Genomic DNA, 23,299 nt, shown 5'->3' on the forward strand with positions numbered 1-23,299 from the left:
CTCCTGTAACTTACTACATAGGCAAAAAGCTAGAGGTTCCCCTAGCTTTTTACGTGTTTTAAATATCCTCTTTGCGCGATCATAAAGTAAATGGCAGAAGCTAAAATGTATGCTCCAATTACAAGCGCACCTGATTTCCACAAATTAATATAAAGCATTTTCCCTAACGTATGAAGAGCAAATCCACTATGAATGGAACCGATTAAAATTGGTATAAAGAAGATAACTCCCATTTGTCGAATCGCAATTTTGCGAATTTCTTTATCTGTCATACCGATTCTCTTTAACGATTTAAATTGAATGCGATCTTGTTCTTTATCGTTAAACCATTTAAAGTATGTCATACTACAAGCGAAGAAGAAGAATAGTACCGCCACGAAGAAACCGATGAACATTGTAATCGCTCCACCTTCTCTTATATCCTTATACGCAAACACTGAATTTCTCAATTCTCCTTGCTTTTCTGGTGCAATTTCATTTTTCAAATCTAATACAAGATCTTCTGTACTTTTCCAATCCTCAATATAATAACCGTAATATTTCGTCTTTTCTTCATCTGGTACGAGTTTTGCATACTTCTCAAAATCTTGATCACTTACAACGAGATATTCACTATCATTAAAAACAGAATACTGCGTTGGATTATTTAATTGAACAGACTGCTTTTGTCCGTTAATTGTAAATTCATACGGTTTCGTGCGGTCTAGCTTCATCAGTTCATTTGACATATCAACCATAACCATTGTTGCACTACCTGGTGCATTATGAACTTCTGTAACTTGCTCTCTCTTTTGTTCACGCACTTCTGCATTATATTCTTTTTCTGAAATAATCGTCATCGGTACTTCATGTTCACTATTAAACAACGTTATTTTCTGTGTTGCCGGTAGTTTAACGTAGGTTACTTTTCGCGCATCTTCAAACCCATGTCTCTTCACAAGCTCCTGTACCTTTTCTTCATTAATAAGGCTATGCGTATTTAACCCCTTTTCCTCATATGAAATAGCGTGTGGTGTAAGTTCTACCGTTTTCGCACTCAAATTTTCAAAATATACGTAAAGCGTGCCAACTGCCGAGGATACAACCGCCGTAATAATAGAAATTACAAATAGAAAACGAGCATTATCTTTCATTTTATAAATAAGGTTACTAAGGACGAACATATTTGGGTACGTATAAAAAGATTGTTTTCGTTTTTGCAATGCTTTTAATACGACTGTACTACCTTGTGTAAATAGTAAATACGTTCCGCCAATTGTCAGTCCTACAACCGGTAAAAAGAGGATGAGGAAATTCAGAAACGTTACTTGGAAGCTAAGTACATACGCAGCAATAATACATCCTATACCAACTACACATAACCATGTAAATGCAAACGGCTCTACTTTTTGCTTTCTTGCTTCTCTTAATAAATCAATAATTTGCAAGCGCCCGACTGTCCAAACACTAAACAATGATAGAATTAAAAATAGAATAAAGTATACACCAGCTGTAATAAGAATTGCTTTACTATTCCAAACGAGTGGAAGTGTCTTATCTATTTTCAATAATACGCTTAACGCTTGGAAAAATAATTTTGAACAAAGCATTCCAGCCCCAATACCAACTACAATTGCAATACTACCTAACATCAGTTGCTCTAATATAATCATTCGGCCGAGCTGCGATTTCGTTCCGCCAATTAATGTTAGTAGACCAAACTCTTTTTTTCTTGCTCGTAAAAACGTTGAATTTGCATATAAAATAAAGAGTGCCGAGAAGATGACCACAATATAATTCATCGATTCTAATCCTTTTGTGATCATCTTCCTCATACTAATATTACCGCTTACGACATCTGGATGATAAATAAAAGAAGCATACATGAAAAATACGACAATCGATAAACAACTACTTATAAGAAACGCTTTATAGTTACGCCAATTTCCTTTTACGTTATTAAGCGCGAGCTGGCGAAAGTTCATGATACTCTCCTCCTAGCATCGCAAGTACGTCCAGAATCTCTTGGAAAAAGGCTTGTTTCGTTCTTCCTTTATGTATTTCCGAGAAAATTTCTCCATCGCGTATGAAAAGGATACGTTCACAATAACTAGCCGCTACTGGATCGTGCGTAACCATTGCAATCGTTACTTTCTTTTGCTCGTGTAAATCTTGTAGAGCGCCCATTAGCGATTTCGCTGACTTTGAATCTAAGTTTCCAGTTGGCTCATCTGCTAAAATTAACGTCGGTTCATGAATGATTGCTCTCGCTGCTGCTGCACGTTGTTGTTGTCCGCCTGATACTTCGTATACTTTTTTATTTAAAATTTCTTCGATGCTTAAAAACTTCGCAATTTCCAGTACTTTCGCATCGATTTCATTTACAGGTTTTTTCGCCATTACAAGCGGTAAAATTATGTTTTCTTTAATGGATAACGTATCAAGTAAGTTAAAATCTTGGAAAATGAACCCTAAATGTGTACGGCGAAACTCCGCTAATTTTGCAGCACGCATTTGATTAATTTCTTCACCATTTACAAGCACATGACCTGAAGTTTGCTTATCAATTGTTGCTAATAAATTTAAAAGCGTCGTTTTTCCGCTTCCTGAAGGACCCATAATCCCTACAAATTCGCCTTCTTCTATTTTAAAATTTATATCGTTTAAAGCAGTCGTCGCTACTGAACCTTTTGATTGGTACACCTTCGTTAATCCTTTTACTTCAAGAACACTCATTTCTAATCCCCCTATGTGTTTTCTTCTTACATTTACTATAAGAAAAATAAGAAAAAGAAACGAGTGATTTCCCTTACAAAACGTTTTGTTATCTTACAGTTTTGTCATTTTTCTCATTAATGTATGATACTCTTCATCTTTTGCAAATTGGAACGTGAATGTTGTTCCTTCTCCTTCAGCCGATTGAACATATATTCCATGATGTAAATTATCGCAAATTTCCTTCGTAATATATAAGCCCATCCCAGTCGCTTCTCTCGTTTTACGTCCATTTATTCCCGTAAAGAATGGATCAAATATGCGCTTTACGTCTTGCTCTGGAATACCAATTCCATTGTCCTTAATATGTAATAACACCTTTTGATTTTTCTCTTCAATTTGAAATTGAATTTCTTTTTTCTCTGCCGCTGAAATTTTTGTATACTTGATTGCGTTTACAACAATTTGACCTATAGCAATACTCAGCCATTTTCTATCAGATGCAACCATACAAGTATCTTCTTCAAACATCACTTTCGGAAATACAGACGATTGAATGAAGGATTTTCGATTTTCATTAATAATACCTCGCACGACATCTATAACATTTACTACTTCTACTTTATAATCCTTCGCAAACTGCTCTAGCCTTGCCATATGTAACGCTAAATCTAAACCATTTAGTATACGGTTATTTTCTTCACGAATACTTTCAACTGTTGCTCTTGCCTCACGATGCTCCTTGCCAAACTTCTGCAACAATAATTCAATAACAGATACTGGTGTTTTCATTTGGTGAATCCATTGGTTCATAAATATCATTTGCTGTTGCTCTTTCGCATGCTGTTTATGAACTTCATTCATATATTGCTGTCTTAATAACGTAAAAGATTCAACGACCATTTCTTGCTCTAATGTATAAGATTCATCAATAAGTAAAGAGTCATGTAATGTATTTCCGCCAGTAACATACTTTTTGATACTCTTTAAAAACACACTCCGTTTTCGGTAATCGTAAATGAGGTATACAGTAAACACAACTGTTCCTAATAAAAGTCCATATAACCACGTACTCCAATCAATGGATTTCTTTTCTAAAAGACTTTGCAACTGCAAAACAAGCCCAAATAAACAAAGGCTAACAATATAAGAAAGTATTAAAGAAAAGCGGTCCATGAGGTAATTTTTAACCTTCATGCCCTTCGCCCCACTCTGTAAGAAGCGCATAACCATATCCACGTTTCGTTACAATTGCATTTTTAATGCCTAGCTCTTCTAGTTTCTTCCTTACACGTTTTACATTTACGGTTAATGTATTATCATCCACAAATGCTACTTCATCCCATAGAGCTTCTAACAGTTCTTCACGCGTTACATATTGATTCACCTGTTTCATTAAACACTCTAATAAGTAAAACTCATTTTTTGTCAGTTCAGTTTGTTGTCCCTGCCACTCAACGATATGCTGGGACGGGAATAACAACAGTCCATTTACACCTAAACAATCACTCTCAGCAGCAGAGGCATACTCTCCATAGCCACGGCGAAGCGCACTCTTCACCTTTGCCATTACGATATCTAAATGGAATGGCTTCGTAATATAATCATCGCCGCCATTTTCAATCGCCATTACTTGATCCATTTCCCCTGTTCTTGCAGAAACAAAAATAATCGGCGCATTCGATACAGTACGAATTTGACGACACCAATAAAAACCGTCAAAGTACGGTAAATTAATATCAAGTAACACAAGATGAGGATTTATTTTTACAAACTCATCTTTTATATGACGTAAATCACTTGCTCTAAATGATTGATAGCCATACCTTTCTAAATGCTCCTCTAATATTCCCGCAATTTTCTCATCGTCTTCTACAATTAATATTTTATACATGTTCTTTTTCTCCCCATAAAAGAATTCTTCTACATTTACTCCTTTTTCCATTATAAATTGAAAATTTAATTAGTGGGGATTTTTTCCTATATAAATCCGATTTTTACGATATAAAAAAAAGACTGCCGTATTTCGGCAGTCTTAATCGATAAATTCAAATTCATATTCAAGAATTTTCACAATATCTCCGTCTTTTGCACCACGTGCACGAAGCGCTTCATCAATACCCATTCCGCGCATTTGACGAGCGAAACGACGTATAGATTCATCACGTGAGAAGTCTGTCATCTTGAATGTTTTCTCGATATCGTAACCAGAGATAACAAACGTGCCATCACTTTCACGTGTAATTTCAAATTTAACACCTTCAGTATCAAATTTGTACATTACACTTGTATCAGACTCATCCGCAACTTCATGTATTGGGAATTCTGGTGTTGTTTCTATTAAGTTTGCTACTTCAAACAGTAAGTCACGAACACCTTGTCTTGTTACAGCTGAGATTGGGAAGATTTTTACTTCGTCTCCCACTTTCTCTTTAAATGCTTGTAAGTTTTCTTCTGCATCTGGCATATCCATTTTGTTTGCAACAACAACTTGTGGACGCTCAGTTAAGCGAAGATTGTATTCTTTCAATTCATTATTAATCGTTACGTAATCTTCATATGGCTCACGGCCTTCTAAACCAGACATATCAATAACATGCACGATTACACGTGTACGCTCAATATGACGTAAGAATTGGTGTCCAAGTCCGACGCCAGCATGTGCGCCTTCAATTAGTCCTGGAAGGTCAGCCATAACGAAGCTGCGGTTATCACCAGTTTCAACAACACCAAGATTCGGAACGATTGTTGTGAAGTGATACTCTGCAATTTTCGGACGCGCTGATGATACAACAGATAATAATGTAGATTTACCTACACTTGGGAATCCAACAAGTCCAACGTCCGCTAGTACTTTAAGTTCTAGAATGACATCACGCTCTTGACCTGGTTCCCCGTTCTCAGCGATTTCTGGCGCTGGGTTCGTAGCTGTTGCAAAACGTGAGTTACCACGGCCACCACGGCCACCTTTTGCAATTACAGCAGTTTGTCCATGCGTTACTAAATCGGCAAGAATTTGACCAGTTTTTTCATCTTTTACTACTGTTCCTGGTGGAACCTTTACAAGTAAATCTTCAGATTTACGCCCGTGCTGACCTTTACTCATTCCGTGCTGACCGCGATCAGCTTTGAAATGACGTTGGTAGCGGAAGTCCATTAATGTACGTAAGCCTTCCTCAACTACGAAAACAACATCTGCACCTTTACCGCCGTCACCGCCTGCTGGGCCACCTTTAGGAACATACTTCTCACGACGATACGCAACCATACCGTTACCACCGTCGCCGCCTTTTACATATATCTTGACCTGATCTACAAACATTATTTCACCACACTTTTTTCAATTGGTTGTAATATAACTGAGACTTCTTCGTCTCGCACTGTATAAGAAATGGAATACCATTTATTGTTTTGGGTCGCAAGCCAATTTTGTAGTTCTTCTACACTCGTTAGCTTACCACGAAAATCAAAAAAGAAACGAGCATTCTCCGCGTCACATTCAATTGTGATACAAACATAATTTTCAACATATACGTCTAAACTATGCTGAAGCATTGAGAAAAATTGATTCGTCCATGTACATACAGTCTCATCTAAGTGAGATAAGTTATGTAATTTCCCTAATACTTCGTACTCCAATAAGCACGGCTGCTGTTTCCAATTATATGTTAAAATCCACTCTGAAAATAAAGGCATTGATAGCCCCATCAGATTGGATTCTTGTCTCGCTTCTTGGACAAAACGATCGATGAGACTATGAATTTCTTCCACTTTTCCAAGTGAAAGGTTTCCTTTCACCATCTGCATACGATTGAGCCAATCATGTCTTGAATGGCGCAATGCATCTATAATTGTCCATTTTTCATTCATTTAGATACCCCTTAATATAGAAAAACTCTAACCTGCACTCAGGTTAGAGTTTTCCGTGAGTTCTTATGCTTCTTGAGCAACAGGATATACGCTCACTTGTTTGCGGTCACGGCCAAGACGCTCAAAGCGTACTACGCCGTCAACTTTCGCGTATAAAGTGTCATCGCCACCACGACCAACGTTAACACCTGGATAAATTTTTGTACCGCGTTGACGGTAAAGAATTGAACCACCTGAAACCGTTTGACCATCTGCGCGTTTAGCACCAAGACGTTTTGACTGAGAGTCACGACCGTTCTTTGTACTACCTACACCTTTCTTAGATGCGAAAAACTGAAGATCTAATCTTAACATACGTTACACCTCCTGCACTTTTTCTATTAAACGGATATACTTTCCGTAATCAAGTTCGATCGTCTTAAGCGAAACAACCAATCCTTCTAAAAGTATCTGTGCTTTTTCTGCTGCATGAACGTCTAAATCATTAGGCAATTCATACGTTAAGAATCCGCCATCACTTCCGAGTTCAATAGTTGCCTGCACATTACAAAGTTCTTCCACTGCATTTATAGAACCAAACACAACCGCTGTAGTTCCAGCACAGACAAGGTCTTGTCCATGTGGCGCATAATCGGCATGTCCAGTCATTTTAAATGATTGGATACTTCCTAATTTCGTGCGACTTATCGTAATTTTAATCATGTTAACCAGAATTAAGCGTTGATAGCTTCAACAACTAGCTTAGTGTAAGGTTGACGATGACCTTGTTTCTTACGATTGTTCTTTTTCGCTTTGTATTTGAAAACGATGATTTTCTTAGCGCGACCTTGTTTTTCAACTTTCGCAGTAACTGTTGCACCTTCTACAACTGGGCTACCAACTTTAACGTTTTCGCCACCAACGAAAAGAACTTTGTCAAAAGTAACAGTTTCACCAGCTTCAACATCTAATTTTTCAATGTAGATTGCTTGACCAGCTTCAACTTTAATTTGTTTTCCACCTGTTTCGATAATTGCGTACATACTTGCACCTCCTCTTAATTACTAAGACTCGCCAAAAACGAGGTAGACATAAATGCCTTTAGGGAACCTGTCTTGTGCGGTTGTAGCATATAGCCGTTTAGGTGCTATAAACTATAACATAAAGATGTTACCATAATTCATTGAGTATTGTCAATGAATCTTCTACTAACTATTTTTTCCGTTCTACAATTTCTTTTTTACTTCCAAAACGGATAATAGCGTACTTTTCGATAATATCATCTTTGAAATAAATTTCAAATGGAATATTTTTTTGTAATTCTTTTTGCAAAAATTGTTTTTGCAGTTCTTTAGGCGCAGCGATTAATACTGCCTCATCCTCTATGTTGCCATATGTGATTAATTCTCTCTCTAGCTCATACGCAATTGTTTCATACGACATTACATAACCCGTCGCTTTGCAAGATACACACTCTTCTAGTAATACGTCACGTAAAGAATGTTTTTTACGTTTTCGTGTCATCTCCAAAATTCCTAACTCAGTAAATCCAAGTACTCTTGTATAAGTACGATCATCTTTCATAGCAGCTATGAGACATTCTCTTACCTTTTCTTTATCTTCTCTTTTTTTCATATTAATAAAATCAATTAATATCATACCACCAATATCACGAAGTCTTAATTGGCGTGCAATTTCTTCAGCTGCCATCTCATTTGTGCGAAGTACTGTATCTTGTAAATTTTGTTTTCCAGTAAACTTGCCCGTATTCACATCAATTACAGTCATCGTCTCCATTTGCTCTACAATTAAATAAGCACCATTTGGAAGCCACACAATTTTTTGGAGTGCTTTCTCAATTTCACGCTCTATTCCAAAATGGTTAAACATCGAAGACTTTTCATTATAAAAAGATACTTTTTCTTTTCCAACTTTGTCTTCTAACTCTTTTACTATACTTCTTGTATCTACAACTACTTTTTCAATTGTTTCAATTGGATTCTCTTGAAATACACGATCTAAAAAGGTCGCCGGTCGATGAAGTAATAACGGCGCCTTTCCTTGATCCTCTTTTCTTTTTAACTCTTCATACAACTGTTGTAACCCTTGCATTTCAGCTTGTATTTCTTCAATTTCCCCTTTTTCAGAAGCAGAGCGGAAAATGTAACCTCCCGTTCCTTCTACTTCAATTTCAAGTAACTGTTGTCTTCTTTTATTATTTTTTATTTTCCGAGAAACAGCTCGCATCTCATCAAACGGCATATAAACGACATATTTCCCGGTAAATTCTATATTCGCTGTCAATTTAGGCCCTTTCGTATCAATTGCCTCTTTCACAACCTGTACGAGTATCGCTTGCCCTTCATGTATACGATAAGAAGGTGGTACATCATCGTATGAAAGATACGCATGTTTTTCTAAACCTATATTTACAAAAGCTGCGTTCATTCCAGCAATTGTTCTTACGATACGTCCAACATAAATATGCCCAACAATCTCTTGCTCTTCATTACGTTTCCATAAAAACTCAACAATCTTTTTCTTCTCTTCAATTGCAACGCGCTTTTCCGAACCAGCGTAATTCACATATAACGTTTTCAAAATTATTTCCTCACTTTATAATCTTCTTTGCTTTTACAATAATAAAAGGTTAGTGCTATCGTCAACACTAACCGATTAATTCTTCAACTGATGAGGTTGTTCGTTTTTCAGTAAAATATGCATAGAGCAATTCATTTTCATCCAATGTGTAATGCTCTTTATATTTTCCACGGACGATAATAGAATGCTTATATCCTCTACGAAATTTTGTGAATATCTTATATAAATGATCTTCTGATTGCACTTCAATAGGTGCAATCTTTTCAATCCCTCTTTTATTTCCATAATAACGTTCTAATAAAAAACGCATAAATGCATACCGTCTTTGTTTCCACTCTTGATATAACGACACTGCCAAAAATATGAGTAGTACCCACATCATAATATTGTTACTATTCCAGAGCAACTGCCATCCTAATATTACACCAAAAAAAACACATGACAATTTCATCATCTTTTCATGTGCTTGTAAATAAGGAAAACGATATGATAGTATATTAAACAATACTTTCCCGCCATCTAACGGCCAAATAGGGAGTAAATTAAACGCTAAAATAATTATATTATTCCACATAAAGAAATAATATAAATCTGCATTCAACCAACCGGCTTCAAACAACATATAACCTACCAGCATCATCCAAACATGTTGAATCGGCCCTGCAATTACGACAACAAGTTCCTCTTTCAATGACTTATTACCATGTTCCTCAAGCTCGGCCACGCCACCAAACGGCAAAAGCTGAATTCTTTTTATACGCCAATTATAGTGTGCTGCTGCAATAGCATGCCCAAGTTCATGAATAAGAACGATACAAAATAACAGTAGTAACTCTTTAAAACGTGCAGTAAAAATACCAATGACAATAATAACCCAAAATAATGGATGCACGGAAATTTTCGTCAAAACGTCTCTATATTTAATCAAATGATATCACCTGGATCGGATCAATAAATTTTTCATTCTTTTTTATCGCGAAATAAAACTTTCCATTTTTATCATTTGTATCATTACTCACCGTTCCAATTTTTTGTTTCTTTGAAACGTAATCATATAATTTCACTGACATATCGTTTAAGTTTGCATACCATGACTCCGTACCATCTGCATGTTGAATTTGAACTGTATTTCCAAGTTCCTCTTTCTTACCCGCAAAAACAACTAATCCTTCATTCACTGACTCAACCGTTGCATTTGTAGCTGTTTGGACAAATACACCTTGGCCATTTTTTTGAAACCCTTGCATTACCTTTCCAGAAGCGGGAATTGCATAATCTTTTTGCTGAATACTTCCTTCTTTTTTCTCGTTTGGCGAATAGAATACGAGCGGTTTTCCAAATTGCTTTTCGTACCATTTCGCTACAGTAGCAAACTGAAATTCCTCTTTCATCACTTTTTCTGTAACAGCTTTAGCTCCATTGAATGAAGAAGGAGCATTCTTATATAAAATAGCAACCGAAAGAACTAATATGGCCGATAATAAAACTTTGAAGAAAAAGACTTCCTTTCGAAATAAAGGATGCATTTCCTTTTCTCCATCTTCAATAACTACTGTTTCGCTATCAAAATTCCCTCCGGTAAAATACTGTTCTTCCTCCATCCTTTCTTGCTCGGCCTTCCTTTTTGCAATCCGCTTTTTAATTTCTTCTACGCGTCTATTCTTCATACTGTCTCCTTTCTTTCGTTAAGCTAATTTCAATAGAAACAGTTGTATACAGTTTGTACATATGTATGAGCTAAGAAAGAAAGATATTCGTGTGAAGAAAAAAGAAAGCACCTCGCATATGTGCGAAGTGCTCTTAACGGATTCCAAAGAAGTTTTTCACCTTTGCAAATACCGATACCTTTTCTTGTTCAAATGCTTGTAATGGTACATTCTCACCTAACAAGCGTCTTGCAATATTACGATAAGCCAACGCTGCTTTTCCGCTTGGTTGCAACGCCACAGGTTCACCTGTATTTGTAGCTCGAATAACTTCATCGTCATCTTCGACAACACCAAGAAGCTCAATTGACAATGTACGTACAATTTCATCAACATCTAACATATCCTGTTCATGAAGCATATGACTACGTACACGGTTAATAACAAGTTTCGGTGGTTCAATATCCTCTTTTTCTAAAAGCCCAATAATACGATCCGCATCGCGCATTGAGGATACTTCTGGAGTCGTAACAACGATTGCTTTATCCGCACCAGCTACCGCATTTTTAAATCCCTGCTCAATCCCCGCAGGACAATCGATTAATATGTAATCATAATCTTGACGTAATACTTGTATTAATTCATCCATTTGTTCAGGTGTTACCGCTGATTTATCACTCGTTTGTGCTGCAGGTAATAAATAAAGATCATCAAAACGTTTGTCTTTAATAAGAGCCTGAGGTAAACGGCAACGCCCTTCAACGACATCAACAAGATCAAATACAATACGATTTTCCAGCCCCATTACTACGTCTAAATTTCGAAGACCGATATCTGTGTCAATTAAGCACACTTTCTTTCCAGATAACGCTAGGGCCGTACCAATGTTCGCAGATGTAGTAGTTTTACCTACTCCGCCTTTTCCAGATGTAATTACTATTGCCTCTCCCACAGCTATACAATTCCCCTTTCTAACTTTGTTAAATTAGGTCTAAGATGAGTGAGAAGTTGCAGGCGATCGACAACAATGTGATTGTTCTCATTAATATACGCACATTCTGCCGCCTCCGCTCCGTCTTCTTTCTCTTCCGGAGCCCGCATTGCCACATCACTAATTCGAAGTTGCATCGGGTTCATAACAGATGCAGCGATTACAGCATCTGAATCCCCATAATACCCAGCATGTGCAATTCCTCTTAATGATCCTACGACAAAAATATTCCCCCCAGCGATAACCGTTCCGCCTGGATTAACATCTCCAATTAACAACAAATTTCCTTTTACATGTAAAACTTGTCCAGAGCGAACAATTTTGGAAATAGGGACAATTTCTGTTTCTTCTTTCCAAGCTATTGCTTCTGCTTTAGTGATAACATCACTTTCAATTGAATCCACAACAAGATTCTTTTTATTACGAATTAACGTACGAATCTCTTCTTGTTGGACTTCTGTTAAATAACGATTTCCTACTTTCACATGCACTTCAATTAAAGAGCGCCCATCACCATCGTAGTAATGTGTAGAAAGTTTTTCGTCTAATTCCATCAATAATTCTGAGAATGAACAACAATCATCTAAATGAAGCGTTATCCCATCTTTTGTCCCTTTTATCGTTACATTTTGTTGCTTTTTTTCTTCCACTAAAGTTCACCCCACCGATTCAATTCGACATAAAATTAGAAAATCCTTTTTTCTTTTTCTTCCATCGCTTTTGAAAGACGCACTATATATCGTCTCAGTGGGAAACAAACTATCAATAAGAAAATAGCATTTAACAATAAAGTAGAAAGGAGACGATCTGTGAAAAAGACATGCGCTGGCATATGAGTACGTCCTAACAAAGTTAAGAAGCCATACACATAATACTCTAGTGCTACAATGCTAGCTAATATGATAGAAACAACAATAAATAAATTCAATTGTAATACTTTCATCACACTATAAACTAAATAAGCTAAAATCGGATAAGCAAAAATATATATCCCGACAAGTTCTGTGTATACGGTATCAAATAAGAAGCCAAATAATAGTCCGTAATAAATCCCTTGGACCGGACTATAATACACTGTAATAAAACATAAGACGATTATAAAGAAATGCGGTGCTGCTATACTGTCTTTCCAAAACACATCCGTTGGAACAACAGTAGCAAACATATTTTCAAATAGAAACACAAAAAGGAGCAAAAGAGGAAGAGCTGCTCTTTTTAATATCTTCATCATCTCTTCTTCTCCTCCTATTCTAATGGCGCTGAAGGTGTTGCACGTTTAGCAACCGTAATATGCTCTACGTCATTTAAATCAGCGGCAGGTTTTACATAAGCTGTTTTTGTTAAGCCATATGCATCCGGCTGAACATCAACGATTTTTCCAATTACAAGACCTTTCGGGAAAATATCACCAAGTCCAGATGTTACAACTAGTTGATCTTTTTCTACCGGTGCATCAGAGCCAATCTTTGTGAAAAGAAGTAATTGTTTTTCTTTGTCATAACCTTCAATCAAACCAAAGATTTTCTCTTGCCCTTGTACAATAGCAGAAACGCGATTTGTTCGGCTCATAGAACTTAGTAATTCTACTGATGATGTAAACTGAGATACACTTTTCACTCTTCCAACTAACCCTTGTGAAGTTACTACAGCCATATCTTTTTTAATTCCTTGCTGTGCCCCTTTATCAATTCCAATTAAATCGTACCATTTATCTGGATTACGAGAAACAACAGTAGCTGGAATTTCAGTATACCCGCTATTTAACTCTTTTTTACCAGTTAGCTCTTGTAGCTTCTTGTTATCATCTTCTAGTTGTTTTACTTTCCCTGATAGACCTGCATAATTATCTAATTTTGCTTTTAATTCTTTATTCTCTTCATACGTGCGCTTTACATCTTCTACATTTTCGAAGAATCCAGCTACGTATTTCGCTGGCTTTTGGAATACACGTTCTACAACACCCACAGTGTCTTTAACAAACTGCTCTGGCCATGTTAAACTGTTCCGTTCTTTCAATGAGATTCCAATCAATGCCACGAGAAGAATAATACTAACCAACAAAACAATTAATCTTTTGTTTAAGAAAAACTGTGGCACGTTCACACCCTCTTAATTTCACTGATTTTTATTTTGCAATATTATCGAGCAGCAGTTTTGAAAAGATCGATATTGTCTAATGCTTTACCTGTTCCAATTGCTACGCAATCTAATGGATCTTCTGCAACAAGAACTGGCATTTTCGTTTCTTCACTAATTACTTTATCTAAATTACGTAGTAATGCCCCGCCGCCTGTTAATACGATACCGCGGTCCATAATATCAGCCGCTAATTCAGGTGGCGTTTTTTCTAACGTATTTTTAACTGATTCTACAATCGCATCTACTGTATCTTTTAATGCATCTGCAATTTCTTCTGGCTGAATTAGTACTGTTTTTGGTAAACCACTTACTAAATCACGACCGCGAATTTCCATAGGCTCGATACCTTCTGGCTCGCCTGCAGAACCAATTTCTAATTTTAATGCTTCAGCTGTTCTTTCACCAATCATTAAGTTATAGCTTTTCTTAATGTACTGAATGATTGAATCATCCATATCATCACCAGCAACACGAACTGACTGGCTTGTTACAATACCACCTAAAGAAATAATTGCAACTTCTGTTGTACCACCACCGATATCAACAACCATACTACCAGTTGGTTCCCAAACAGGTAAGTTTGCACCAATTGCTGCTGCAAATGGCTCTTCGATAGGATAAGCATCACGAGCACCCGCTTGACGAGTCGCATCGATTACTGCACGTCTTTCTACAGCTGTAATACCAGATGGTACACATACCATTACATACGGCTTACGTGAGAAGAAACCGTTTGATTTTTGAGCTTGTTGAATGTAATATTTCATCATTGTTGCAGTTGTTTCATAATCAGCAATTACACCGTCTTTCATCGGGCGAAGTGCCACAACGTTCCCTGGTGTACGACCAATCATTTGTTTTGCATCGCTACCTACAGCAACGATTTGTTTCGTATCAGTTTGTAACGCAACTACTGAAGGTTCACGTAAAACTACACCTTTTCCTTTTACATATACAAGCGTGTTCGCAGTTCCTAAGTCTATTCCAAGATCGCGAGTAAATCCACCAAATCCAAACATATTATTTATCTTCCTTTCTTGTTTTCACGGACTCATTTTTTCTTACTTTATATTATAAAAACAGTACGTTTTTTATATCTTTATCCTTTTTGTAGATAAATTTCTACAAAAAACTCATAAATCACATTATAAAACAAAATAAGTAAAAAGCATAGTCTTAAATATGACCTTTTTCCTTTAAACTCACGAATTTATGGTCACCTATTATAATATGATCAAGCACTTCAATTCCGATAATCTGACCGCATTCTACTAAGCGTTTGGTTACTTCAATATCTTCACGGCTCGGCGTGGGATCTCCTGAGGGATGGTTATGAAGACATATGATAGAGGCTGCTGCACGACGGAAGGCTTCTTTAAAAACTTCCCTCGGGTGTACAATTGACGTGTTTAAACTTCCAATAAAGATCGTTTGCCTATGTATAACTTGATTTTTTGTATTTAAATATAAACAAACAAAATGCTCTTGTTGTAAAAAACGCATTTCTTCCATCATGTATTTCGCACAATCTTCTGGACTTCGAATACTATATCTATTTTGATATTCTAAACGTACCATTCTTCTGCCTAGTTCAAAGGCTGCCATAAGTTGCGATGCCTTTGAAATCCCAATACCATGTATACTAATTAGCTCTTCTAATGTTGCATCTTTCAACATACGTAAGCCATCAAATTGGTGTAAAATTTTATCTGACAACTTTAAAACTGTTTCTTCTTTAGAACCTGTTCTGAGTAACACTGCGAGAAGCTCTCGATTTGATAAACTTCCAGCACCTTCTAACAATAAACGCTCCCGTGGCTGTTCTTCTCTTACAACATCACGAATACCGTTCATTTCTCCACCCCTTTATTTGTTCTCTCAAAGAAAACCCCATGCAATTTTACGCATGGGTTACATCAATATCAAATTGTTTTAATTCCCGAACGAGACGTGCAATTGGTAAGCCAACTACACTATAGTAGTCCCCTTGAATATGTTGAACGAAAATAGATCCTTTACCTTGAATCCCATAACTACCTGCTTTATCAAGAGGTTCTTTCGACGCGACGTATGTATCAATTTCCTCTTCTGTTAACTCCCAAAATGTAACTTCTGTACGCTCATAAAAAGTAACCGTTTTTTCTTTTAATATAATCGCAACACCTGTATACACTTCATGTGTTTTCCCAGATAGTAATTGTAACATCTCTTTCGCCTCATCCTCATTAGAAGGCTTACCAAGGATACGCGACTCATATGTAACAATTGTATCTGCACCTAACACAATGTGATCACTATTATTTTCTGCAACCGCTGATGCTTTTTGCAAGGCAAGCGACATTACAATATCAGAAGGCGATGAATATGCACCAATTGTTTCCTCTACTTCACTTACAACGATTTCAAATGGTACGCTAGCTAACTCAAGCAATTCCTTCCTCCGAGGTGACCCTGAAGCTAAAATTATTTTTTTCATATTTTCTCCTTCCTTTCTCACATGAAGCAGAACAATTTATATCAATCGTATCAAAGGAATAGTTTGCCCACAAATGAAAGAAATATTAATTTCTCTAACTAAAAATAACACTTCTTTATTGCATACGATTATATTCCTGTCATAGAGAAAGCACTTTGCTCTAAATTCAAAAGAAAAGAAAGAAGTACATGTACTTCTTTCTTACTCATTTTATTATCCTATCATTTCACTTTCTACGAAACAATTTTTTCATACGAGAGTAAGCCATCAATAATAACTTGATTTAATTTCGCCAAAGATTCCTTATCCATTTTCCCATCTTTTACTGTTTGTACAGCTACCGACGTATACATATACAGTTTCTTTGCTTCTTCTCGCTTCATACTTTTCCCTTCTTTTTCAATCGCTTTCCATTCTTTTTCAATCACTTCTATATCTTTTGCGCTGCTTTTTCCACCAACTTGTACGCTAGAAGCATATTTTGCTAAATGAGTATATAATGGCTGCACTTTTGTTAAAAATGTTCCTACTTCTTTATCATCTTTCAGCAATGCTTTATCTGTTATATCCCAGTTCTTTTTTAAAACGGAGACACCATCATTTTTATACTTAGTCATTAATTGATTTATAGCCTGTTCATCGCTAGCAATACCAACAACTATTGCATACTTATCCCCGCTCGGTCTCAAAGCACCAATGCCCCCATTGCCTTTCCATTCTTCAAGAGCTGCCTGTCCCTTTTCTTCAGAAGAATAAAGCCCCCCTTGAACAAAGAATAATTTCATCGGATCCAATGACGTTCCTGTCTGCGCCTTTTGTTTTTCTTCTTTCGGTGCTGGTGTTTGTTCTGCCGTTCCACCCACCTTTGATTCTCCATTTCCAGTCGGCCTTGAAGCAGTTACTTCACTTCCTCCTGTTGTTCCTTGTCCAGTAAGTAAATGAAGCATCCCCATTCCAAACGCCGTACCGATAATAATTGCGGTTGCAACGATTGCAATTAATGTATTACTCCACTTCTTTCGGTATTTTTCCACAGACACTGATTTCGCTTTTTGAAACGGAACAACATTTTTAGGTCGTTCACTTTCTACTACCATCCATTCAAATTCATCTTTCTTCTTTTCCTCATACTTCGCTTCTGTTCCATTCACTTTCACTGAGATCGTTCGTGATTGCTTGTCCATACACTCACACCTCACCTCTTATCGTTGTCCGCATCATATCATATTCATTTCACAAAAAAACGAGATATTTGTCAGAGGAATTCGCCAAATAACCCTATATATTTATCTTATATGTATGCATTTGACTTCATTTGTAGAACAAAAAAACTAGATAGTAAAGACTATCTAGTTTTTCTCTCGAATATATTTTCGAACTTCAGAAATGAAATAAAGAGAACCTGTTATGATAAAAACATCATTTTCCCCTATCATTTCAACTTTTGTATCAATTGCCTCTTTCCAATTTTCAAAAACTAATTTTGATTCTTTTTGTGAATATGATGCAAGCTTGTCTGCAGAAATAGCACGATCAAAGGCGAATGTTGTAAAAATCATTTCATCTGCAATGGTTTCTAATCGGCCTACCATGTTATGCAATTGTTTATCACCAAGGGCAGTAAATAAAACTATTACATTTTTATCTTTGTAATGCGCTTCTACTGTCTTCACAAGGCTTTCGATACCTTCTGGATTATGAGCACCATCTATAATAATATCCGGGTTACTTTGTAGCTTTTCAAAGCGCCCAATCCAATACGCTTCCCGTAATCCCGTTCTTATTCCCTCTTCCTCAATTAAAAATGATAAATATGTTTTTACATACATTACTGCCATAAGTGCTAGCGCTGCATTTCCTACTTGATGAATACCTTTCATTGAGATTTGCAAATCTTCAAATGCGGTAAAAGGACAAGTAAAATCAAACTGTTCCCCATCTTCGTTAGACTGTTTATGTAACGCTGTAAAATGCTTGCCAAGTTCGTATAAGTTTGCATGGTTTTCCTTTGCAACATTTTGAATGACTTGCAAAGCTTCTTCATCTTTTACACCAGTAATTACCGGCACACCAGACTTAATAATCCCCGCCTTTTCATATGCAATTTCTCCTAGTGTATTCCCTAAAATATGCATATGATCGTGACCGATATTCGTAATAATCGTGAGAACAGGGTGTATAACATTGGTAGAATCAAAACGTCCACCGAGCCCTGTTTCAAATAAAACAACATCACAGAAATTGACTTTACCGAAATAGCAAATTGCCATAACAGTAATAATTTCAAACTCAGTCGCTTCCCCTAAATCCGTTTCATCTAGTTTTTCCACGACTGGTTTTACCATCTTTACGAGTTCAGTAATCTCTTCATCTGCAATTGGTGTTCCATTCACACTAATGCGTTCATTAAATGTTTCGATGTAAGGAGAGGTAAACGTTCCTACCTTATATTTCGCGCCTTCTAACATGTAACGCATATATGTTAACGTTGAACCTTTTCCATTTGTACCAGCAAGATGAATACATTTTATATGACGCTCTGGATTTCCGAGCTCTTCTAGCATCCAATTCATTCTTTCTAATCCTGGTTTAATACCAAATTTCAATCGGCTATGAATCCACCCTATCGCTTCTTCGTATGTATGTATCACGTATGCTTTTCCCCTTTCAAAAGACAACTTTCATAGTTCTATTATACGCAAAGAAAAGAGACTCACCAATATAGTGAGTCTCTAAAAATATTTTTACTTTTCAAGATCTGCTAGACGTTGACGAACTGCTTCGCGTTTTTCTAGGTAATCTTGCTCTTTCGCACGCTCTCCTTCAATAACCGCTGCAGGAGCTTTCGCTACAAAACCTTGGTTAGAAAGTTTCTTCTGTACACGTTCTACTTCTTTATCGAACTTCTCAAGTTCTTTCTCAAGACGAGCTCTCTCTTCATCAAGATTGATAAGATCAGCTAACGGTAAGAATAACTCTGCACCTGATACGATTGCAGTCATTGCTTTTTCTGGCGCTTGTAAGTCCGTTTGAATTGTTAATTCGCTTGGGTTACAGAAACGCTCAATGTAAGAGCTATTTTTCGTAAGTTGAGCAAGTACAGCCTCATCTTTTGCTTTAATTTGCATTTGAACTTTTTTGCTCATTGGCGTATTTACTTCTGCACGAATGTTACGAACAGAGCGAATGATATCAACTAGAAGGTGCATTTCTGCCGCAGCTTCCGTATCTTGTAAATCTTCGCGAACTGTTGGCCACGCAACTACTGTAATAGATTCGCCTTCATGCGGTAAATGTTGCCAAATTTTCTCTGTTACGAATGGCATGAATGGGTGTAATAGACGCATTGTTTGATCTAATACGTAAGCTAAAATAGAACGAGTCGTTTTCTTAGCTGCTTCACCTTCACCGTATAGTGGAAGTTTCGCCATTTCAATGTACCAGTCACAGAAATCATCCCAAATGAAGTTGTATAATGAACGACCAGCTTCACCGAACTCATATTTATCCATGTTACGTGTTACACTCTCGATTGTTTCGTTTAAGCGAGTTAAGATCCACTTATCTGCAACTGATTTTTCACCAGTTAAATCGATTTCTTCATACTTCATATCATCCATGTTCATTAATACGAAACGTGATGCGTTCCAAATTTTATTAATGAAGTTCCAAGTAGATTCTACTTTTTCCATGCTGAAACGTAAATCTTGACCTGGTGCACTTCCTGTTGATAAGAAATAGCGCATTGCATCTGCACCGTACTTCTCGATAACATCCATTGGGTCAATACCGTTACCAAGAGATTTACTCATCTTACGACCTTGCTCATCACGAACTAAACCGTGAATTAATACATCTTTAAATGGACGCTCGCCTGTAAACTCTAAACCTTGGAAAATCATACGAGATACCCAGAAGAAGATGATGTCATAACCCGTTACTAGTGCATCTGTTGAATAGTAACGTTTGAAGTCTGCTGAATCTTCATTTGGCCAACCAAGTGTTGAGAATGGCCATAGCGCTGAACTGAACCATGTATCAAGTACGTCGTTATCTTGATTCCAGTTTTCAATATCTGCTGGTGCTTCTGTACCTACGTATACTTCACCAGTTTCTTTATGGTACCAAGCTGGAATACGGTGTCCCCACCATAATTGACGAGAAATACACCAGTCATGAATATTTTCCATCCATCGTAAATATGTGTTTTCAAAACGCTCTGGTACGAACGTTACTTTTTCTTCTTCTTTTTGTTGAAGCGCTACTGCTTTTTCAGCAAGTGGAGCCATTTTTACGAACCATTGTGTTGATAAGTAAGGCTCAACAACTGCACCGCTACGCTCACTATGACCTACTGAATGCATATGTGGCTCGATTTCTACTAATACGCCAGCTTCTTGTAAGTCTTTCACTAATTCTTTACGGCATTCGAAACGATCCATACCGTTATATTTACCAGCTTTTTCGTTCATCGATCCATCTTCGTTCATTACTAAGATGCGTGGTAAGTCATGACGGTTACCTACTTCAAAGTCGTTCGGGTCATGAGCTGGTGTAATTTTTACAACGCCTGTTCCGAAGTCTTTTTCTACGTACTCATCAGCAATAATCGGAATCTCACGGCCTACGATTGGAAGTGTAACTGTTTTTCCGATTAAATGTTTGTAACGATCATCTTCTGGATGAACTGCTACCGCTGTATCACCAAGCATCGTTTCTGGACGAGTAGTAGCAAGGCGAATGTGACCTGAACCGTCTGTTAACGGATAGTTCATATGGTAGAATGCACCTTGAACTTCTTTATGAATTACTTCAATATCAGAAAGAGCTGTGCGTGTTGCTGGATCCCAGTTGATAATATATTCACCGCGGTAAATTAAGCCTTTTTCGTATAATTGAACGAATACTTTATTAACCGCATCAGATAAACCTTCGTCTAATGTGAAACGTTCGCGAGAATAGTCTAGTCCTAAACCAACTTTCCCCCATTGTTGACGAATGTGAGAAGCGTACTCTTCTTTCCACTCCCAAGCTTTTTCAAGGAATTTCTCACGGCCAAGATCGTAACGTGAAATACCTTCTTCACGAAGTTTTCCTTCTACTTTCGCTTGTGTTGCGATACCAGCATGGTCCATTCCTGGAAGCCATAGCACATCGTAACCTTGCATACGCTTCGTACGAGTTAAAATATCTTGAAGAGTTGTATCCCAAGCATGACCTAAGTGTAACTTACCAGTTACGTTCGGAGGTGGAATTACAATTGTATACGGTTGTTTCTTCTCGTCTCCTGTTGCTTCAAAATATTTGCCTTCAAGCCACCATTGATAAAGGCCTTCTTCAACGGACATATGATCATATTTAGTTGGTAAATTCTTTTCCGTGTTTGACATTATTTTCCCTCCTTAAAATAAAAAATGTCCCTCATCCAAAAAGGACGAGGGACATCGCGGTACCACCTTTATTTACAAACAAATTCATAATTTGCTTATACTCTTAATTTGATAACGGACAAATCCGTCTTTTCCTAATGAGAACTATTCTGTTCAGAAAAGATGCTCCAGGGCTACCTTCTAACATAACTATCTAGAGAATCTCCCAGCTACTGATTCTCCTCTCTGAAGACGTTTCATGTTATACTCTTCCCCTTCAAGGCATTTATATGATTGTTAATTATTATATACAATAGTGTAAAAAACGAAACCTTATTCGTCAAGATAAATTTAAAACTATGACTTTTCGGGTGAATATAAAGAAGATAAGTAGCATTCTCTACTTATCTTCTTTATCCCGCTATTTGCGGGCAATAAGACCCCACCTCAAAATTCAGCTGAAGCAAAGAAGTTAGGTTGGCGCCACCCGCTGATTAAAGTTTTACTTTACCCGTTCCCTTGCTGGGCAGCTTGTAATTGTGACAGGAAATATTCTATATTGCTAACGAGCCAATGCGATTGTTGCAAACTCTTTACTCCGCGCAGTTCATTTTCCTCGTTGCGATTATCTCTTCTTTTCTTATAAGACTGGATTTGCCGAATAAATTGCGATGGATACGTCATATACGCAAACATAAGTAGTTGCTCTTCTTTCGTAAAAGGGAAATTTTTTTGATACATTTGAAACCATTCAAACCGATCACTTCTTGCGATTGGATATGTGTTTAAAGACCGTGAATAAAAACCTACTATATCTTGCACAGGCGTTGCAAACTTCGATTTTTCCAAACTAATAAAATAGCCATTTCGCTCATAGTCAAATAAAAAATGATTAAGTGACACGTTACCATGCACAAAAGTAATACGTGTTTTCTCTTTTTCTTTCATCGCATCGTTCCACTCATTTAATTGCTTCGTTGCAAATTCACGCGCTCTCATTACATGATGATAGTACGTACAATATTGTAATTCAAACGGGGACATATACCATTTTGATTCAGATTCTACGAGAAACTCTTCTAACATCTCACCATCATTTTCCCAGCGATCGGATATAGTTGTATAATGTTTTTCTAAATCTTCTTCCGTATATGTTTCTTCCTTCACAGTTTTTTGATGCAACGTTCCAAGTGTCTGAAACATTTTATGGTATTGATCATTATCCTCGCCGTTTCCTTCTGCACGTTCTAACCAAGGCATTAAATAATAATTATACGTCCCGTCACTTAAAATATAATTTCCATCCGTGGCGTGGTATATAGGTACATAATTTGAAAAACCTTTCTCCTTCAAATATTGAATATGATGCAGAAAATTATTCCGCTCTAACTTTCTGCCTTCTATTTTCTTGAGTGCATATGGACCTTGATTCGTATAAATTTTCATTACGCTTCCGTGCTCTTCCATATGCTGCGTATCCAATCTATATTGCCTCACGATAGGTTCATAGTGATTTCGTAATTCAATATCCATA

General features: G+C 36.9%; 23 protein-coding genes and 2 other annotated features. All 23 genes read right to left on the minus strand.

Features of this window, described 5'->3' with window-relative positions; genetic code table 11:
* Positions 1 to 41: 41 nt before the first annotated feature.
* The 23 genes from OXT04_RS13210 to ysxE all read right to left on the minus strand — a co-directional run bounded on the left by OXT04_RS13210 (position 42) and on the right by ysxE (position 23,298).
* On the minus strand, positions 42 to 1,964 hold the full coding sequence (locus OXT04_RS13210) for an ABC transporter permease (protein ID WP_267415193.1): 1,923 nt from the start codon (positions 1,962 to 1,964) through the stop codon (positions 42 to 44).
* Positions 1,939 to 2,715, minus strand: a complete 777-nt coding sequence (locus tag OXT04_RS13215) for an ABC transporter ATP-binding protein (RefSeq protein WP_000114526.1) — start codon at positions 2,713 to 2,715, stop codon at positions 1,939 to 1,941. The genes OXT04_RS13210 and OXT04_RS13215 overlap by 26 nt, the downstream gene beginning before the upstream one ends.
* A gap of 93 nt (positions 2,716 to 2,808) precedes the next feature.
* Positions 2,809 to 3,891, minus strand: coding sequence for a HAMP domain-containing histidine kinase (locus OXT04_RS13220; protein ID WP_000865403.1), 1,083 nt, complete (start codon positions 3,889 to 3,891; stop codon positions 2,809 to 2,811).
* Positions 3,881 to 4,588 (minus strand): response regulator transcription factor, encoded by a 708-nt coding sequence (locus OXT04_RS13225; protein WP_002082113.1) that lies wholly within the window; start codon positions 4,586 to 4,588, stop codon positions 3,881 to 3,883. The genes OXT04_RS13220 and OXT04_RS13225 overlap by 11 nt, the downstream gene beginning before the upstream one ends.
* 141 nt (positions 4,589 to 4,729) lie before the next feature.
* The gene (gene obgE, locus OXT04_RS13230; protein WP_000497130.1) at positions 4,730 to 6,016 is read right to left on the minus strand and encodes a GTPase ObgE; all 1,287 of its coding nucleotides are present in this window, start codon (positions 6,014 to 6,016) and stop codon (positions 4,730 to 4,732) included.
* A complete protein-coding gene (locus OXT04_RS13235; RefSeq protein ID WP_001003587.1) occupies positions 6,016 to 6,564 on the minus strand; it encodes a sporulation initiation phosphotransferase B in 549 nt (182 codons plus the stop codon). The genes obgE and OXT04_RS13235 overlap by 1 nt, the downstream gene beginning before the upstream one ends.
* Positions 6,565 to 6,627: 63 nt before the next feature.
* Positions 6,628 to 6,918, minus strand: coding sequence for a 50S ribosomal protein L27 (gene rpmA / locus OXT04_RS13240; protein ID WP_000944957.1), 291 nt, complete (start codon positions 6,916 to 6,918; stop codon positions 6,628 to 6,630).
* 3 nt (positions 6,919 to 6,921) lie between these two features.
* The gene (locus OXT04_RS13245; protein WP_002094147.1) at positions 6,922 to 7,266 is read right to left on the minus strand and encodes a ribosomal-processing cysteine protease Prp; all 345 of its coding nucleotides are present in this window, start codon (positions 7,264 to 7,266) and stop codon (positions 6,922 to 6,924) included.
* Positions 7,267 to 7,277: 11 nt separating this feature from the next.
* Positions 7,278 to 7,586 (minus strand): 50S ribosomal protein L21, encoded by a 309-nt coding sequence (gene rplU / locus OXT04_RS13250; RefSeq protein WP_000270907.1) that lies wholly within the window; start codon positions 7,584 to 7,586, stop codon positions 7,278 to 7,280.
* A 14-nt stretch (positions 7,587 to 7,600) separates the two neighbouring features.
* Positions 7,601 to 7,678 (minus strand) — a sequence feature (ribosomal protein L21 leader region).
* Between the two features lie 77 nt (positions 7,679 to 7,755).
* Positions 7,756 to 9,144 (minus strand): Rne/Rng family ribonuclease, encoded by a 1,389-nt coding sequence (locus tag OXT04_RS13255; protein WP_016512286.1) that lies wholly within the window; start codon positions 9,142 to 9,144, stop codon positions 7,756 to 7,758.
* 67 nt (positions 9,145 to 9,211) lie between these two features.
* A complete protein-coding gene (spoIVFB, locus tag OXT04_RS13260) occupies positions 9,212 to 10,072 on the minus strand; it encodes a stage IV sporulation intramembrane metalloprotease SpoIVFB (RefSeq protein WP_000599064.1) in 861 nt (286 codons plus the stop codon).
* Positions 10,065 to 10,811, minus strand: coding sequence for a stage IV sporulation protein SpoIVFA (gene spoIVFA / locus OXT04_RS13265; protein WP_000797475.1), 747 nt, complete (start codon positions 10,809 to 10,811; stop codon positions 10,065 to 10,067). The genes spoIVFB and spoIVFA overlap by 8 nt, the downstream gene beginning before the upstream one ends.
* 133 nt (positions 10,812 to 10,944) lie before the next feature.
* Complete coding sequence (gene minD, locus OXT04_RS13270) at positions 10,945 to 11,742, minus strand: septum site-determining protein MinD (RefSeq protein WP_000503309.1); 798 nt, start codon at positions 11,740 to 11,742, stop codon at positions 10,945 to 10,947.
* A gap of 2 nt (positions 11,743 to 11,744) precedes the next feature.
* Positions 11,745 to 12,431 carry a septum site-determining protein MinC gene (gene minC, locus OXT04_RS13275; RefSeq protein ID WP_000391521.1) on the minus strand — a complete coding sequence of 229 codons (687 nt, stop codon included), beginning with the start codon at positions 12,429 to 12,431 and terminating at the stop codon, positions 11,745 to 11,747.
* 35 nt (positions 12,432 to 12,466) lie between these two features.
* Positions 12,467 to 13,012: a rod shape-determining protein MreD gene (gene mreD / locus OXT04_RS13280; RefSeq protein WP_000975765.1), complete on the minus strand. Its 546-nt coding sequence runs from the start codon at positions 13,010 to 13,012 to the stop codon at positions 12,467 to 12,469.
* Positions 13,013 to 13,026: 14 nt separating this feature from the next.
* On the minus strand, positions 13,027 to 13,878 hold the full coding sequence (mreC, locus tag OXT04_RS13285) for a rod shape-determining protein MreC (RefSeq protein ID WP_001135487.1): 852 nt from the start codon (positions 13,876 to 13,878) through the stop codon (positions 13,027 to 13,029).
* A gap of 41 nt (positions 13,879 to 13,919) precedes the next feature.
* On the minus strand, positions 13,920 to 14,939 hold the full coding sequence (gene mreB, locus OXT04_RS13290; protein ID WP_000466736.1) for a cell shape-determining protein MreB: 1,020 nt from the start codon (positions 14,937 to 14,939) through the stop codon (positions 13,920 to 13,922).
* 157 nt (positions 14,940 to 15,096) lie between these two features.
* Positions 15,097 to 15,774, minus strand: coding sequence for a DNA repair protein RadC (gene radC, locus OXT04_RS13295; protein ID WP_001013391.1), 678 nt, complete (start codon positions 15,772 to 15,774; stop codon positions 15,097 to 15,099).
* A 46-nt stretch (positions 15,775 to 15,820) separates the two neighbouring features.
* Entirely contained in the window at positions 15,821 to 16,396 is a 576-nt protein-coding gene (locus OXT04_RS13300) for a Maf family protein (protein WP_267415203.1), read from the minus strand.
* A 233-nt stretch (positions 16,397 to 16,629) separates the two neighbouring features.
* Entirely contained in the window at positions 16,630 to 17,580 is a 951-nt protein-coding gene (locus OXT04_RS13305; protein WP_000361016.1) for a hypothetical protein, read from the minus strand.
* 165 nt (positions 17,581 to 17,745) lie between these two features.
* Positions 17,746 to 19,047, minus strand: a complete 1,302-nt coding sequence (locus OXT04_RS13310) for a bifunctional folylpolyglutamate synthase/dihydrofolate synthase (protein ID WP_000582037.1) — start codon at positions 19,045 to 19,047, stop codon at positions 17,746 to 17,748.
* A gap of 93 nt (positions 19,048 to 19,140) precedes the next feature.
* Entirely contained in the window at positions 19,141 to 21,786 is a 2,646-nt protein-coding gene (locus tag OXT04_RS13315; RefSeq protein WP_267415210.1) for a valine--tRNA ligase, read from the minus strand.
* A gap of 37 nt (positions 21,787 to 21,823) precedes the next feature.
* Positions 21,824 to 22,055 (minus strand) — a binding site (T-box leader).
* Between the two features lie 217 nt (positions 22,056 to 22,272).
* Positions 22,273 to 23,298: a spore coat protein YsxE gene (ysxE, locus tag OXT04_RS13320; protein WP_000350660.1), complete on the minus strand. Its 1,026-nt coding sequence runs from the start codon at positions 23,296 to 23,298 to the stop codon at positions 22,273 to 22,275.
* Position 23,299: the final 1 nt, after the last annotated feature.

Origin of the sequence: Bacillus sp. GC_Bacil_1 (assembly GCF_026540675.1) — a bacterium.
In the GTDB taxonomy this organism is placed as follows: Bacteria; Bacillota; Bacilli; order Bacillales; family Bacillaceae_G; genus Bacillus_A; species Bacillus_A cereus.

Coding starts and splice junctions, on each gene's coding strand:
- OXT04_RS13210 (WP_267415193.1), bottom strand. CDS start 1,964: ATGAACTTTCGCCAGCTCGCGCTTAATAACGTAAAAGGAAATTGGCGT.
- OXT04_RS13215 (WP_000114526.1), bottom strand. CDS start 2,715: ATGAGTGTTCTTGAAGTAAAAGGATTAACGAAGGTGTACCAATCAAAA.
- OXT04_RS13220 (WP_000865403.1), bottom strand. CDS start 3,891: ATGAAGGTTAAAAATTACCTCATGGACCGCTTTTCTTTAATACTTTCT.
- OXT04_RS13225 (WP_002082113.1), bottom strand. CDS start 4,588: ATGTATAAAATATTAATTGTAGAAGACGATGAGAAAATTGCGGGAATA.
- obgE (WP_000497130.1), bottom strand. CDS start 6,016: ATGTTTGTAGATCAGGTCAAGATATATGTAAAAGGCGGCGACGGTGGT.
- OXT04_RS13235 (WP_001003587.1), bottom strand. CDS start 6,564: ATGAATGAAAAATGGACAATTATAGATGCATTGCGCCATTCAAGACAT.
- rpmA (WP_000944957.1), bottom strand. CDS start 6,918: ATGTTAAGATTAGATCTTCAGTTTTTCGCATCTAAGAAAGGTGTAGGT.
- OXT04_RS13245 (WP_002094147.1), bottom strand. CDS start 7,266: ATGATTAAAATTACGATAAGTCGCACGAAATTAGGAAGTATCCAATCA.
- rplU (WP_000270907.1), bottom strand. CDS start 7,586: ATGTACGCAATTATCGAAACAGGTGGAAAACAAATTAAAGTTGAAGCT.
- spoIVFA (WP_000797475.1), bottom strand. CDS start 10,811: ATGAAGAATAGACGCGTAGAAGAAATTAAAAAGCGGATTGCAAAAAGG.
- mreD (WP_000975765.1), bottom strand. CDS start 13,012: ATGATGAAGATATTAAAAAGAGCAGCTCTTCCTCTTTTGCTCCTTTTT.
- mreB (WP_000466736.1), bottom strand. CDS start 14,939: ATGTTTGGATTTGGTGGATTTACTCGCGATCTTGGAATAGACTTAGGA.
- radC (WP_001013391.1), bottom strand. CDS start 15,774: ATGAACGGTATTCGTGATGTTGTAAGAGAAGAACAGCCACGGGAGCGT.
- OXT04_RS13300 (WP_267415203.1), bottom strand. CDS start 16,396: ATGAAAAAAATAATTTTAGCTTCAGGGTCACCTCGGAGGAAGGAATTG.
- OXT04_RS13305 (WP_000361016.1), bottom strand. CDS start 17,580: ATGGACAAGCAATCACGAACGATCTCAGTGAAAGTGAATGGAACAGAA.
- OXT04_RS13315 (WP_267415210.1), bottom strand. CDS start 21,786: ATGTCAAACACGGAAAAGAATTTACCAACTAAATATGATCATATGTCC.
- ysxE (WP_000350660.1), bottom strand. CDS start 23,298: ATGGATATTGAATTACGAAATCACTATGAACCTATCGTGAGGCAATAT.